General features: G+C 58.2%; 5 protein-coding genes, 5 tRNA genes and 2 rRNA genes. 9 read left to right on the top strand and 3 right to left on the bottom strand.

Features of this window, described 5'->3' with window-relative positions:
* Nucleotides 1-43 precede the first annotated feature (43 nt).
* From JC616_RS16820 to JC616_RS16805, 4 genes are all read left to right on the top strand, one after another.
* The gene (locus JC616_RS16820) at nucleotides 44-1,195 is read left to right on the top strand and encodes an ATP phosphoribosyltransferase regulatory subunit (protein ID WP_253315651.1); all 1,152 of its coding nucleotides are present in this window, start codon (nucleotides 44-46) and stop codon (nucleotides 1,193-1,195) included.
* 34 nt (nucleotides 1,196-1,229) lie between these two features.
* Nucleotides 1,230-2,525, top strand: a complete 1,296-nt coding sequence (locus JC616_RS16815) for an adenylosuccinate synthase (RefSeq protein ID WP_107798564.1) — start codon at nucleotides 1,230-1,232, stop codon at nucleotides 2,523-2,525.
* A gap of 101 nt (nucleotides 2,526-2,626) precedes the next feature.
* Complete coding sequence (locus tag JC616_RS16810; RefSeq protein ID WP_227104354.1) at nucleotides 2,627-3,676, top strand: oxidoreductase; 1,050 nt, start codon at nucleotides 2,627-2,629, stop codon at nucleotides 3,674-3,676.
* Complete coding sequence (locus JC616_RS16805) at nucleotides 3,673-5,172, top strand: MFS transporter (protein WP_227104352.1); 1,500 nt, start codon at nucleotides 3,673-3,675, stop codon at nucleotides 5,170-5,172. Before JC616_RS16810 ends, JC616_RS16805 begins: the two co-directional genes overlap by 4 nt.
* A gap of 52 nt (nucleotides 5,173-5,224) precedes the next feature.
* On the opposite strand, the gene JC616_RS16800 is transcribed toward JC616_RS16805, so the two are convergent.
* The 3 genes from JC616_RS16800 to JC616_RS16790 form a co-directional block, all read right to left on the bottom strand.
* Nucleotides 5,225-5,311, bottom strand: a tRNA-Leu gene (locus tag JC616_RS16800).
* Nucleotides 5,312-5,375: 64 nt separating this feature from the next.
* Nucleotides 5,376-5,462: transfer RNA gene (locus JC616_RS16795), tRNA-Leu, on the bottom strand.
* A gap of 55 nt (nucleotides 5,463-5,517) precedes the next feature.
* A tRNA-Leu gene (locus tag JC616_RS16790) sits at nucleotides 5,518-5,604 on the bottom strand.
* A 73-nt stretch (nucleotides 5,605-5,677) separates the two neighbouring features.
* Between JC616_RS16790 and rnr the strand changes: the two genes are divergently transcribed.
* The 5 genes from rnr (at nucleotide 5,678) to JC616_RS16765 (ending at nucleotide 13,820) form a co-directional block, all read left to right on the top strand.
* Nucleotides 5,678-8,383 (top strand): ribonuclease R, encoded by a 2,706-nt coding sequence (gene rnr / locus JC616_RS16785; RefSeq protein ID WP_227104350.1) that lies wholly within the window; start codon nucleotides 5,678-5,680, stop codon nucleotides 8,381-8,383.
* 399 nt (nucleotides 8,384-8,782) lie between these two features.
* Nucleotides 8,783-10,318: ribosomal RNA gene (locus JC616_RS16780) — 16S ribosomal RNA — on the top strand.
* Between the two features lie 85 nt (nucleotides 10,319-10,403).
* A tRNA-Ile gene (locus JC616_RS16775) sits at nucleotides 10,404-10,480 on the top strand.
* A 117-nt stretch (nucleotides 10,481-10,597) separates the two neighbouring features.
* Nucleotides 10,598-10,673 (top strand) — tRNA-Ala (locus tag JC616_RS16770).
* Between the two features lie 258 nt (nucleotides 10,674-10,931).
* Nucleotides 10,932-13,820 (top strand): 23S ribosomal RNA (locus JC616_RS16765).
* The 16S and 23S rRNA genes sit together here with 2 tRNA genes alongside, the layout of an rRNA operon.
* Nucleotides 13,821-13,929: the final 109 nt, after the last annotated feature.

Genomic DNA, 13,929 nt, shown 5'->3' with positions numbered 1-13,929 from the left:
CAAGGCGGGACGCTTCCCGCCTTTTATTCTGTTGAAAAGAATCATGCGTAATTGGCTGTTACCGGAATACATCGCGGATATTCTGCCCGCCACCGCGCGCCAGGTGGAGTCCGCCAAGGCGGCGATGCTGGAAGGCTTTCGCGTGGCGGGCTACGAGTTGGTGCTGCCGCCGCTGATCGAGTACATCGATTCGCTGGTCAGCGAGGAAGACGCTTCGCTCGAGCTCAAGACCTTCAAGCTGGACGATCAGTTGTCCGGCCGGCAAATGGGCTTACGCGCCGACATCACGCCCCAAGTGTCGCGCATAGACGCGCACTTGCTCGGCGAGCGCACCGGCGTGACCCGGCTGTGCTACGCCGGCAGCGTGGTGCATACCCGGCCGGACGGCCTGGCCGGCTCCCGCGAGCCGCTGCAAGTTGGGGCGGAGCTGTACGGCTACGCCGGCATCGAGGCCGACCTGGAAATCATTGAGTTGATGCTGGGCGCCTTGGAGCGCGCCGGCGTGTCCGGTCTGCGGCTGGACATCGGCCATATGGCGATTTATCGCGGCATCGCTTCCGCCGCCGGTTTGTCGGCGGAGGCCAGCCGGGCGTTGTTCGCCAAGCTGCAGAGCAAGGACGTGGCCAGCATCCGCGAGTTGGTCCGCGATGTGGCCGAACCGTACCGCAGCGCTTTTCTGGCTTTGCCGGAGCTCTATGGTCCGATCGAGGAGCTGGACCGGGCGCGTTCCCGTCTGCCGTCCTTGCCCGAGGTGGAGCTGGGCCTGATGCAGCTGTCCGCTGTGGCCAAGGCGCTGGAGGGCAGGGTGGCCCTGAGCTTCGACCTGACCGAACTGCGCGGCACGCAGTATCACAACGGCCTGCTGTTCGCCGCCTATGCTGAGGGCTGGGCCGAAGAGCTGGCGCGCGGCGGCCGCTACGACAATGTGGGTCGTCGTTTCGGCCGCGCCCGGCCGGCCACCGGCTTCAGCCTGGATTTGCGCGACCTGATCCGCATCCTGCCGGAGCAAGGCTCGGTCAGGGGCATCCGCCTGGCCGCCAGGCACTGGCCGCAGGCGCGGGCTGAAGTGGCCCGTCTGCGCGCAGCGGGCGAAATGGTGGTGATTGATTATCTGGGCGAGTCCGCCCAGGCCTTGAATTGCGATCGCGAGCTGACTTCGGACGGCTCGGATTGGCATGTGGTTTCATTTAACTGATTTTTGAATCTGACTGAAGAAGAGGTTTTTTCCAATGTCCAAGAACGTTGTCGTGATCGGTACCCAGTGGGGTGATGAAGGCAAGGGCAAGATCGTTGACTGGCTGACCGACCACGCGCGTGCCGTGGTTCGCTTCCAGGGCGGCCACAACGCGGGCCACACTCTGGTGGTGGGCGGCAAGAAAACCGTGCTGCGCCTGATTCCGTCCGGCATTCTGCGTGACGATGTCGAGTGCTTCATCGGCAATGGCGTGGTGTTGTCTCCGGAAGCCTTGCTCAAAGAGATCGACGAGCTGGAAACTGCCGGCGTGAATGTCGCCGCCCGCCTGAAGATTTCCGAAGGCTGCCCGCTGATCCTGCCTTACCACGTCGCTCTGGACCAGGCGCGTGAAGCCGCCAAGGGCGCAGGCAAGATCGGCACCACCGGCCGCGGCATCGGCCCCTGCTATGAAGACAAGGTGGCGCGCCGCGCCTTGAAGGTGATCGACCTGTTCGATACCGCCCGCTTTGCCGAGAAGCTGAAGGAAAACGTCGAATACTACAACTTCATGCTGACCCAGCTGTTCCAGGCCGAGCCGGTGAGTTTCGACGTCATTCTGGCCGATACCCTGAAACTGGCCGAGCGCATCAAGCCCATGGTGGCCGATGTGTCCCGCACCCTGTACGACATGAACCAGGCGGGCATTCCGCTGCTGTTCGAAGGCGCGCAAGGCACGCTGCTGGACATCGACCACGGCACTTATCCGTACGTGACGTCGTCCAACTGCGTGGCCGGCGCCGCGGCGCCGGGCGCCGGCGTGGCTCCGCAAATGCTCAACTACGTGCTGGGCATCGTTAAGGGCTACACCACCCGCGTGGGCTCCGGTCCGTTCCCGACCGAGCAGGAAAACGAGATCGGCATGTTCCTGGCCAAGCGCGGCAACGAGTTCGGCTCGGTGACCGGCCGTCCGCGTCGCTGTGGCTGGTTCGACGCCGCCGCGCTCAAGCGCTCTATCCAGATCAACGGCGTGTCCGGTCTGTGCGTGACCAAGCTGGACGTGATGGACGGTCTGGAAGAGATCAAGCTGTGCGTGGGCTACACCCTGGACGGCGAGAAAGTGGACATCCTGCCGTTTGGTTCCGACGCGGTCAGCCAGTGCGTGCCGGTTTATGAAACCATGCCGGGCTGGACCGAAAGCACGTTCGGCGCCAAGCGCTGGGAAGACCTGCCGGCCAACGCTCAGGCTTATCTGACCCGCATCGCCGAAGTGTGCGGCGCGCCGGTGGACATTATCTCCACGGGTCCGGACCGCGAAGAAACCATCGTGATGCGTCATCCTTTCGGTCTGTAAGCCCGATTCGACCCATCGACGGAAACCCGCCTGCCAGGCGGGTTTTTTCATGCCCGCGGCGGGCGTAGACTGTTGGATTCTGGTTTCCGAAGGCAATATAAATGCAGCCATTGAATGTCGCCTTGGTGGGCTACGGCTACGCCGGCAAGACTTTTCACGCGCCCTTGATCGCCGCGGTGCCCGAGTTGCGGCTGGCGGCCGTGGTCAGCAGCCGGCCGGACGCGGTGCGGGCCGATTGGCCGCAAGTGCCGGTGTTGGCCGATTTGGAGCGGGCTCTGGCCGATCCGGCTATCGATATGCTCGTTATCGCCAGTCCCAACCAACTGCATTATCCGCAGGCACGCGCGAGCTTGACGGCCGGCAAGCACGTGGTGGTGGACAAGCCGTTCACGTTGACGCAGGCGGAGGCGAGGGAGTTGTGCCTGATGGCGGAGCGGCCGGGCGGCCCGCTGTTGTCGGTATTCCACAATCGGCGCTGGGACGCGGACTTTCTGGCGCTCAAGGCCTTGCTGGCCAGCGGCGAGTTGGGGCCGCTCAGCCATTTTGAGTCCCACTTCGATCGTTACCGGCCGCAGGTGCGCGCGCGCTGGCGCGAACAGGACCAGCCGGGCGCGGGGCTGTGGTACGACCTGGGGCCGCATCTGCTGGATCAGGTTCTGCAGTTGCTGGGCTGGCCGCAGACGATTTATGCGAGCTTGTCCAAACAAAGGGTCGGCGCGCAGGCGACGGATTACTTTCACGTTCAGCTGGGATATGGGGAGTGTCAGGCGGTCTTGCATGCCTCTTGCCTGGTTAGCGGCGGCGCTCCGCGCTTTAGTCTGCACGGCGGGCTCGCCAGCTACGTCAAGTTTGGTCTGGACGGCCAGGAGGAGTGCTTGAAGCGGGGCGGCCGCCCCGGCGAGGCGGGCTGGGGCGCGGACCTTGCGCCCGGCGTCTTGTACCGTCAGCGGGACGATGAAGCCCTCAGTGAAACTCGGCCGTCCCCTTCGGGCGATTATCGAGATTATTACCGGGCGGTGGCGCTTGCCGCGCGGGGCTTGGGCGCTAACCCGGTGACGGCGCGGGAGGCGTGTCAGGTGATGGCCTTGCTGGAGTTGGGGGAGAGGAGCGCGCGGGCGGGACGGCGTCTGTTTTGCCTGCCGGAGGCTTGAGCGAGTCCGCTTCACCTTTCGACATCATTTGCGCGGCCCGGGTCCGTCGTTCCGGCGGCGGCGGGTGCTACACTGCTGTTTCCATTTCCAGAAGTTTGATCGTCATGCAGCTCAAGCTTGCCGCCGGCATGGTGACCCCGTTGATCGTGGCCACCGCCTTGTTCATGGAGAACATGGATGCCACCGTGATTTCCACCTCTTTGCCGGAGATCGCGCGCGATCTATTGGTGGATCCAATTGGCTTGAAATTGGCGCTGACGTCTTATCTGGTCAGTCTGGCCGTGTTCATTCCTATCAGCGGTTGGATGGCGGACCGTTTCGGCTCGCGGCGTATTTTTCGCGCCGCCATCGCCGTTTTCGTCGCGGGTTCCGTATTGTGCGCGCTCAGCAATACATTGGGCGGCTTTGTGTTGGCGCGCTTTGTGCAGGGCATAGGCGGAGCGATGATGGTGCCGGTGGGGCGCTTGGTGATTCTGCGCACCACCGTGAAAGCGGACTTGGTGCGGGCGCTAAGCTATCTGACGGTGCCCGCCTTGCTGGGGCCGGTGATTGGACCGCCCTTGGGCGGTTTCATCAGCACCTATCTGCATTGGCGCTGGATATTCTTGATCAATATCCCGATCGGTGTGCTCGGCTGGGTGTTGGCAAGGCGTCATATCGAAGACTTGAAAGACGAACACGTGCCGCCGCTGGACTGGCTGGGCTTTGCCCTGAGCGGCGTGGGTCTGTCCTTGCTGATGCTTGGCCTGGCCTCCGAGGGCAAGCATTTGGTCTCGGCGCAATGGTCCGTCGTGCTGGCGGCGACAGGCGTGGGCTTGCTGTGGCTTTATCTGCTGCATTACCGTCGCACAGCTCATCCCTTGCTGGATTTGTCCTTGCTGCGGCTGTCGACTTTTCATGCCGGCGTGGTGGGAGGTTTCGTGTTCCGCGTCGGCATTGGCGCCACGCCTTTTTTGCTGCCGCTGATGCTGCAATTGGGTCTGGGCCTTAATCCCTTTGTCTCCGGCTTGTTGACCTGTTCCACTGCGGTGGGCGCCATCTTCATGAAGACCTTGGTGATGCGCATCTTGCGGCGCTACGGTTTTCGCCGGGTCTTGATGGCCAATAGCGTGCTCGCGGGTCTTTCCATTGCCGCGTACGCGTTGTTCTACGAGGCGCCGAGCTATGTCTGGATGTTGCTGGTCTTCGTGCTGGGCGGCTGTCTTCGCTCCTTGCAGTTCACCAGCCTGAACGCGATCTCTTTTGCCGAGGTCGAGCCGGCCGGTATGAGTCATGCCACCAGTCTTTCCGGGGTGGCGCAGCAACTGGCGGCGGGTTTGGGGGTGACGGTGGGGGCCTTCGTCGTGCAGGGGGTGAGTCTGTTGCAGGGACATGCGCGCTTGACCGTGGTCGACTTCGCATGGGCTTTCGCCATCATGGGCGCCTTGACCATGTTGTCCAGCCTGATGTTCGCCTCGCTGGATCCGCGCGCTGGCGAAGAGATGGCTTCGCGCTGAGAAGGGGAGGAAATGCAAAACCCCCGTTGATCATAAATCAACGGGGGTTTATTGGTGCCCAAGAGAAGACTCGAACTTCCACACCCTTGCGGGCGCTAGGACCTGAACCTAGTGCGTCTACCAATTCCGCCACCTGGGCATAAAACTTAAATTGTTTTGCTGCTCGACTACGATATAAACATCATCGGAGCCGTTGAAACTGTTGGTGCCCAAGAGAAGACTCGAACTTCCACACCCTTGCGGGCGCTAGGACCTGAACCTAGTGCGTCTACCAATTCCGCCACCTGGGCCAACCAGATTGTTACTATACAGAGCGAACAACACGATTACAATAGAGTAAATCAGTGGTGCCCAAGAGAAGACTCGAACTTCCACACCCTTGCGGGCGCTAGGACCTGAACCTAGTGCGTCTACCAATTCCGCCACCTGGGCTTCGCTTTGCTGTATTATTTCGCTGCATCTCTGCAACGAGATGCGAATTATAGACATATTCTTGAGGGTGTCAATGGCTAGAACACAAAAAAAACAAAAGACCCTGTCCCTCCGCGAACAGGACCCCTTCCTGGAACGGGAAAAACTTAAATATTCCAATCCCTTGCCGAGCCGAGAGTTCGTTTTAAAAATTCTGGCCGAGCAGGGGGTGCCGCTGTTTCCTGACGAATTAGCGCGCATGTTGTCGATTGCGCGGGCCGAATCTATTTATTTCGAGCGTCGATTGCGGGCAATGGAACGTGACGGCGAAATCATCATCAATCGCAAAGGCGCTGTTTGCGTTGCCCAAAAGCTGGATCTGATCAAGTGCAAAGTATCTGGTCATCGCGATGGCTACGGTTTTGCCATCCCGGATGAAGGCGAAGGCCAGGGCGGCGATATTTTCCTGCCTGAGCGGGAAATGAAAAAAGCGATGCATGGCGATCGGGTGATGGTCCGTCCGTCCGGCGTCGATCGTCGAGGCCGCCAGGAAGGCAAGATTGTTGAGGTGCTGGACCATGTGGTGACGCGGCTGGTTGGCCGCATCAACCGGGTCCGGGGCGTGTGGGTGGTGACGGCGGAGGACCGTCGCATCAATCACGACATACTGATTGAGCCGGGCGGCGAGGCGGGGGCCAAGGACGGTCAGGTGGTGATGGTGGAAATCCTCCAGCACCCGGACGCCTATCGTCAGCCTGTCGGCCAGGTGGTGGAAGTGCTGGGCAACTATGCCGACCCCGGCATGGAGATCGAGATCGCGCTGCGCAAGCACGACCTGCCTCACCAATTCCCGGAGGCGGTGCTGGCTCAGGCCAAGGCGACGCCGAAGAAGGTTCGCAAGAAAGACTGGACCAAGGATCGCGTCGACCTGCGCGATTTGCCCCTGGTGACGATAGACGGCGAAACCGCGCGCGACTTCGATGACGCCGTGTATGCGGAGAAGCAGGGCAAGGGCTTCCGCCTGGTGGTGGCGATTGCCGACGTCAGCTTCTATGTGGAGCCGGGCGATGCTTTGGATCAGGAGGCGCTCAATCGAGGCACTTCGGTCTACTTCCCGCGCCGGGTCATTCCCATGCTGCCGGAAGCCTTGTCCAACGGCATCTGCTCTTTGAACCCGGATGTGGAGCGTATGTGCATGGTCTGCGATATGCAGATCAACGCCAAGGGCGTGGTCAAGCGCTACCAGTTCTATCCGGCGGTGATGCTGTCCAAGGCCAGGCTGACCTATACCCAGGTTTGGGACTGGATCCAGAAAGGCAGCGACAGCCCGCTGTTGCCGCAGATCCAAACCCTGTATTCCTTGTTCAAAGTGCTGCTGGCCGCGCGTAGTCAGCGCGGGGCGATCGAGTTCGACTCGGTGGAGACTCAGATGATCTTCAACGATGCGGGCAAGATCGAGCGCATTGTGCCAGTGGTGCGCAACGATGCCCATCGCCTGATTGAGGAATGCATGCTGGCGGCCAACGTCTGCGCGGCAGATTTTCTGGAGCAGAACGGGCACAAGGCTTTGTATCGGGTGCATGAAGGCCCGACCGAGGAGAAACTGGAGAATCTGCGCAACTACCTGCGCCTGGTCGGCTTGAGTCTGGGCGGCGGGGAAAAGCCCACGGCCAAGGACTACGCCAAACTGGCGGAACAGATTCATGGGCGGCCCGATGCGCCGGTGTTGCAGACCATGTTGCTGCGTTCCATGCAGCAAGCAGTTTATACCCCGGACAATAACGGTCACTTCGGCTTGGCTTACGAGGCTTACGCGCACTTCACTTCGCCGATTCGCCGTTACCCGGACTTGTTGGTGCACCGTTCGATCAAGGCGGTGCTCAAAGGCGGCAAATACAAGCCGGGCAAATGGGCGCAATTGGGCGTGCACTGCTCTATGACCGAGCGCCGGGCGGACGACGCCAGCCGCGATGTCGAGTCCTGGCTGAAAACCTACTATATGCGGGACAAGGTAGGCGAGATCTTCAAGGGCAAGATCTGCGCGGTGACCAGCTTCGGCGTATTCGTCTTGCTGGATGAGGTGTATGTCGAAGGCCTGGTGCATATCTCCGAACTGGGCAAGGACTACTTCCACTTCAAAAAGGACGTCCAGGCGATTGTCGGAGAGAAGAGCGGCATGCAATACCGCTTGGGCGATACGCTGACCGTGAAGGTGATGAGCGCCAATCTGGAAAGCGCTCAAGTCGACTTCGCGCTGGTCAAGGAAGGCGACCTGCAAACCGCCAGGCCAGTGCCCGCGCGCAGCGCCGGCGCGCGCCAGGGCGGTTCGCGCCGGGCTGCCGAGCCTAAGCCTGTAGAGGCAAAGCCGCCGGCATTGCCAGCGGCGCCCAAGGGGCGAAGCAGAGGGGGGGCTCAATCGCCGGTGTCGAAGCCTGCGGTCAACAAGCCTGTGGCGAGTCCGTCCGCCGCGAGCAATCCGGCGGAGAGCAAGCCGGTAGCGAGCAAGCCAGTAGCGAGCAAGCCAGTAGCGAGCAAGCCAGTAGCGAGCAAGCCAGCAGCGAGCAAGCCAGCAGCGAGCAAGCCAGCAGCAAGCAAACCGGCGGCTCCCAAAACTGTTAGTGCTGCGCCTGCGGCGGCCAAGCCGGCGCCTACGGCAGCGACGCCTGCGTCCGAGGCTGCCACGCCTCCAGCGGGTCAATCGCTTGCCGGCAAGTCGCCGGTGGGCGAGGCGTCCCCCGCCCCGCGTCAACGCAGGCCGGCGGCGCGCAGGAGTAATAGCAAGCGCCGTAGCGAGGACTGACCTCTCCGGAGCGTTTCTATATAAAAAGGTATAGCAAGCCATGACGGGCCGGCGTTTCGCCGGCCCGTTTTTCATGGTTCGGCGGGGTAGGGAAGACGTGTCGGCAAATACCCTTTCCGGATATTGCTTGCCGCATCAAGGGTTTGGCCTGTGAGACCCGCTTTTGTTGAGGTTTCTCTCGCAAAAGGTGTTGACGGGTTTAGGGGGCTGACGTATAGTTCGCCTCCTCAGCAGACAACGCAGCGGCGGAAACGAAGCGCAGCGACCTGCACCGATCTTTAACAGAACGAATAACCGATAGGTGTAAGTGCTCGGTCGATGACCAAACACTTGCACTGCAAGACGAGAAATGTCTCGATGTTTCTTTGATCTTGCGTGCCAGAAAATTTGCTTGGAATTGAACTGAAGAGTTTGATCCTGGCTCAGATTGAACGCTGGCGGCATGCTTTACACATGCAAGTCGAACGGTAACAGGGTGCTTGCACCGCTGACGAGTGGCGAACGGGTGAGTAATGCATCGGAATGTACCGTGTAATGGGGGATAGCTCGGCGAAAGCCGGATTAATACCGCATACGCCCTGAGGGGGAAAGTGGGGGACCGAAAGGCCTCACGTTATACGAGCAGCCGATGTCTGATTAGCTAGTTGGTGAGGTAAAGGCTCACCAAGGCGTCGATCAGTAGCGGGTCTGAGAGGATGATCCGCCACACTGGGACTGAGACACGGCCCAGACTCCTACGGGAGGCAGCAGTGGGGAATTTTGGACAATGGGCGCAAGCCTGATCCAGCCATGCCGCGTGTCTGAAGAAGGCCTTCGGGTTGTAAAGGACTTTTGTCCGGGAGCAAATCCTAGTGGTTAATAACCGCTGGGTCTGAGAGTACCGGAAGAATAAGCACCGGCTAACTACGTGCCAGCAGCCGCGGTAATACGTAGGGTGCAAGCGTTAATCGGAATTACTGGGCGTAAAGCGTGCGCAGGCGGTTGTGCAAGTCTGATGTGAAAGCCCCGGGCTTAACCTGGGAACGGCATTGGAGACTGCACGACTAGAGTGCGTCAGAGGGGGGTAGAATTCCGCGTGTAGCAGTGAAATGCGTAGAGATGCGGAGGAATACCGATGGCGAAGGCAGCCCCCTGGGATGACACTGACGCTCATGCACGAAAGCGTGGGGAGCAAACAGGATTAGATACCCTGGTAGTCCACGCCCTAAACGATGTCAACTAGCTGTTGGGGGTTTGAATCCTTGGTAGCGTAGCTAACGCGAGAAGTTGACCGCCTGGGGAGTACGGCCGCAAGGTTAAAACTCAAAGGAATTGACGGGGACCCGCACAAGCGGTGGATGATGTGGATTAATTCGATGCAACGCGAAAAACCTTACCTGGTCTTGACATGTAACGAACGCCGCAGAGATGTGGTGGTGCCCGAAAGGGAGCGTTAACACAGGTGCTGCATGGCTGTCGTCAGCTCGTGTCGTGAGATGTTGGGTTAAGTCCCGCAACGAGCGCAACCCTTGCCATTAGTTGCCATCATTAAGTTGGGCACTCTAATGGGACTGCCGGTGACAAACCGGAGGAAGGTGGGGATGACGTCAAGTCCTCATGGCCCTTATGACCAGGGCTTCACACGTCATACAATGGTCGGTACAGAGGGTCGCGAAGCCGCGAGGTGGAGCCAATCTCATAAAACCGATCGTAGTCCGGATCGCACTCTGCAACTCGAGTGCGTGAAGTCGGAATCGCTAGTAATCGCAGATCAGCATGCTGCGGTGAATACGTTCCCGGGTCTTGTACACACCGCCCGTCACACCATGGGAGTGAGTTTCACCAGAAGTGGGTAGGCTAACCGTAAGGAGGCCGCTTACCACGGTGGGATTCATGACTGGGGTGAAGTCGTAACAAGGTAGCCGTAGGGGAACCTGCGGCTGGATCACCTCCTTTCTAGAGAAGGTTGTTGATCGAGTACTTACAGCCTATCGGTTATTTGTAGTTAAGGGCGTCAGCCAGCGATGGCTGAACAAGAAATGGGTTTGTAGCTCAGCTGGTTAGAGCACCGTCTTGATAAGGCGGGGGTCGTTGGTTCGAGTCCAACCAGACCCACCAGAATTTCTGTTGTCGGAGTAATCCGGCCGCACAAATAAAGCTGAAAGGCAAGGCGAAAGGCGGCGAAGTGTGCTGATGCACACGAGGCGCGTTTCAACGCGGCATTTCAGGTTTAGAGGGGGATTAGCTCAGTTGGGAGAGCACCTGCTTTGCAAGCAGGGGGTCGTCGGTTCGATCCCGTCATCCTCCACCACAACTCAAACACAAGCGAGTTTGCAAGATAGCTTGATTGTGTTTGCGTTGTATTTTTAACGCCCGATCTTTAACAAACTGAAGAAGCCGAATATATAAAGACGGCGAGAAGGAAGCGTAGAGTTAACTCTTTACGCGGACGGATCGTCATCTTGGGTATTTGATTGTATCTAGGCTACGTCGCCATATCAAAAGGGGCGGTGTAGTCGTCGCACAAACACACTTGTTGTTTTGGTGATCTAGGTTACTGAAATGATAGGGTCAAGCGACTAAGTGCATCTGGTGGATGCCTTGGCGATCATAGGCGAAGAAGGACGTGTAAGCCTGCGAAAAGCGCGGGGGAGCTGGCAATAGAGCTTTGATCCCGCGATGTCCGAATGGGGAAACCCCTCCGCAAGGAGATCCCAGACTGAATCCATAGGTCTGAGGAGGCGAACGCAGCGAACTGAAACATCTAAGTAGCTGCAGGAAAAGAAATCAACCGAGATTCCGTTAGTAGTGGCGAGCGAACGCGGAAGAGCCTGTACGTGTTATGGATTGTGTTAGTGGAAGGTTCATGGAAAGGACCGCCATAGTGGGTGATAGCCCCGTACACGAAAACGCATTCCAAGGACTAGGCGTACGATAAGTAGGGCGGGACACGAGAAATCCTGTCTGAAGATGGGGGGACCATCCTCCAAGGCTAAATACTCATGATCGACCGATAGTGAACCAGTACCGTGAGGGAAAGGCGAAAAGAACCCCGGGAGGGGAGTGAAATAGAACCTGAAACCGGATGCATACAAACAGTGGGAGCGGACTTGTTCCGTGACTGCGTACCTTTTGTATAATGGGTCAGCGACTTACGTTCAGTAGCGAGCTTAACCGAATAGGGGAGGCGTAGGGAAACCGAGTCCGAATAGGGCGCTTTAGTTGCTGGGCGTAGACCCGAAACCGAGTGATCTATCCATGGCCAGGATGAAGGTGCGGTAACACGCACTGGAGGTCCGAACCCACTAGTGTTGCAAAACTAGGGGATGAGCTGTGGATAGGGGTGAAAGGCTAAACAAACTCGGAGATAGCTGGTTCTCCCCGAAAACTATTTAGGTAGTGCCTCATGTATCACTTCCGGGGGTAAAGCACTGTTATGGCTAGGGGGTCATTGCGATTTACCAAACCATGGCAAACTCTGAATACCGGAAAGTGCGAGCATGGGAGACAGACGGTGGGTGCTAACGTCCATCGTCAAGAGGGAAACAACCCAGACCGCCAGCTAAGGTCCCAAATGATCAGTTAAGTGGTAAACGAGGTGGGAAGGCATAGACAGCCAGGATGTTGGCTTAGAAGCAGCCATCATTTAAAGAAAGCGTAATAGCTCACTGGTCGAGTCGTCCTGCGCGGAAGATGTAACGGGGCTCAAACTGATAACCGAAGCTGCGGATTTGCACGTAAGTGCAGATGGTAGGGGAGCGTTCTGTAGGTCTGTGAAGGTGTCTCGTAAGGGATGCTGGAGATATCAGAAGTGCGAATGCTGACATGAGTAGCGATAAAGCGGGTGAAAAGCCCGCTCGCCGAAAGCCCAAGGTTTCCTACGCAACGTTCATCGGCGTAGGGTGAGTCGGCCCCTAAGGCGAGGCTGAAAAGCGTAGTCGATGGGAAACGGGTTAAAATTCCCGTACTTTTATGCAGTGCGATGTGGGGACGGAGAAGGTTAGGTCATCAGACTGTTGGAATAGTCTGTTTAAGCCGGTAGGCTGGGGTGGTAGGCAAATCCGCCGCCCCTTAAGGCCGAGACGTGATGACGAGGGTCTACGGACCTGAAGTGACTGATACCACGCTTCCAGGAAAAGCCACTAAGCTTCAGCTGCATAAGAACCGTACCGCAAACCGACACAGGTGGGCAGGATGAGAATTCTAAGGCGCTTGAGAGAACTCAGGAGAAGGAACTCGGCAAATTGATACCGTAACTTCGGGAGAAGGTATGCCTCTTAGAGTGAATCCCCTGCGGGAGGAGCTTTGAGAGGTCGCAGAGAATCGGTGGCTGCGACTGTTTAACAAAAACACAGCACTGTGCCAACACGAAAGTGGACGTATACGGTGTGACGCCTGCCCGGTGCTGGAAGGTTAAGTGATGGGGTGCAAGCTCTTGATCGAAGCCCCAGTAAACGGCGGCCGTAACTATAACGGTCCTAAGGTAGCGAAATTCCTTGTCGGGTAAGTTCCGACCCGCACGAATGGCGTAACGATGGCCACACTGTCTCCTCCTGAGACTCAGCGAAGTTGAAGTGTTTGTGAAGATGCAATCTCCCCGCTGCTAGACGGAAAGACCCCGTGAACCTTTACTGTAGCTTTGCATTGGACTTTGAACAGACTTGTGTAGGATAGGTGGGAGGCTATGAAGTGGGAACGCTAGTTCTCATGGAGCCGTCCTTGAAATACCACCCTGGTGTGTTTGAGGTTCTAACCTTGGTCCGTGATCCGGATTGGGGACAGTGCATGGTAGGCAGTTTGACTGGGGCGGTCTCCTCCCAAAGTGTAACGGAGGAGTTCGAAGGTTACCTAGGTACGGTCGGAAATCGTGCTGATAGTGCAATGGCAAAAGGTAGCTTAACTGCGAGACCGACAAGTCGAGCAGGTGCGAAAGCAGGACATAGTGATCCGGTGGTTCTGAATGGAAGGGCCATCGCTCAACGGATAAAAGGTACTCCGGGGATAACAGGCTGATACCGCCCAAGAGTTCACATCGACGGCGGTGTTTGGCACCTCGATGTCGGCTCATCACATCCTGGGGCTGTAGCCGGTCCCAAGGGTATGGCTGTTCGCCATTTAAAGTGGTACGTGAGCTGGGTTCAAAACGTCGTGAGACAGTTTGGTCCCTATCTGCAGTGGGCGTTGGAAGTTTGACGGGGGCTGCTCCTAGTACGAGAGGACCGGAGTGGACGCACCTCTGGTGTACCGGTTGTGACGCCAGTCGCATTGCCGGGTAGCTAAGTGCGGAAGAGATAACCGCTGAAAGCATCTAAGCGGGAAACTCGCCTGAAGATGAGACTTCCCTGAGGGCTTGACCCTCCTGAAGAGTCGTTCGAGACCAGGACGTTGATAGGTCGGGTGTGGAAGCGCTGTGAGGCGTTAAGCTAACCGATACTAATTGCTCGTGAGGCTTGATCCTATCATTTGAGTGGCTTGGGAAACCGAGTGACGAGATAGTGGTTGTGCGACACAATTGAATACCGAATATATGTGGGTTGATCGAGTATCGACCTAGGCTTCTTCAAGTT

The organism is Chromobacterium rhizoryzae (genome assembly GCF_020544465.1).
In the GTDB taxonomy this organism is placed as follows: domain Bacteria; phylum Pseudomonadota; class Gammaproteobacteria; order Burkholderiales; family Chromobacteriaceae; genus Chromobacterium.
The sequence above is the reverse complement of the archived record's forward strand: the minus strand, read 5'-3'. Positions and strand labels throughout refer to the sequence as shown.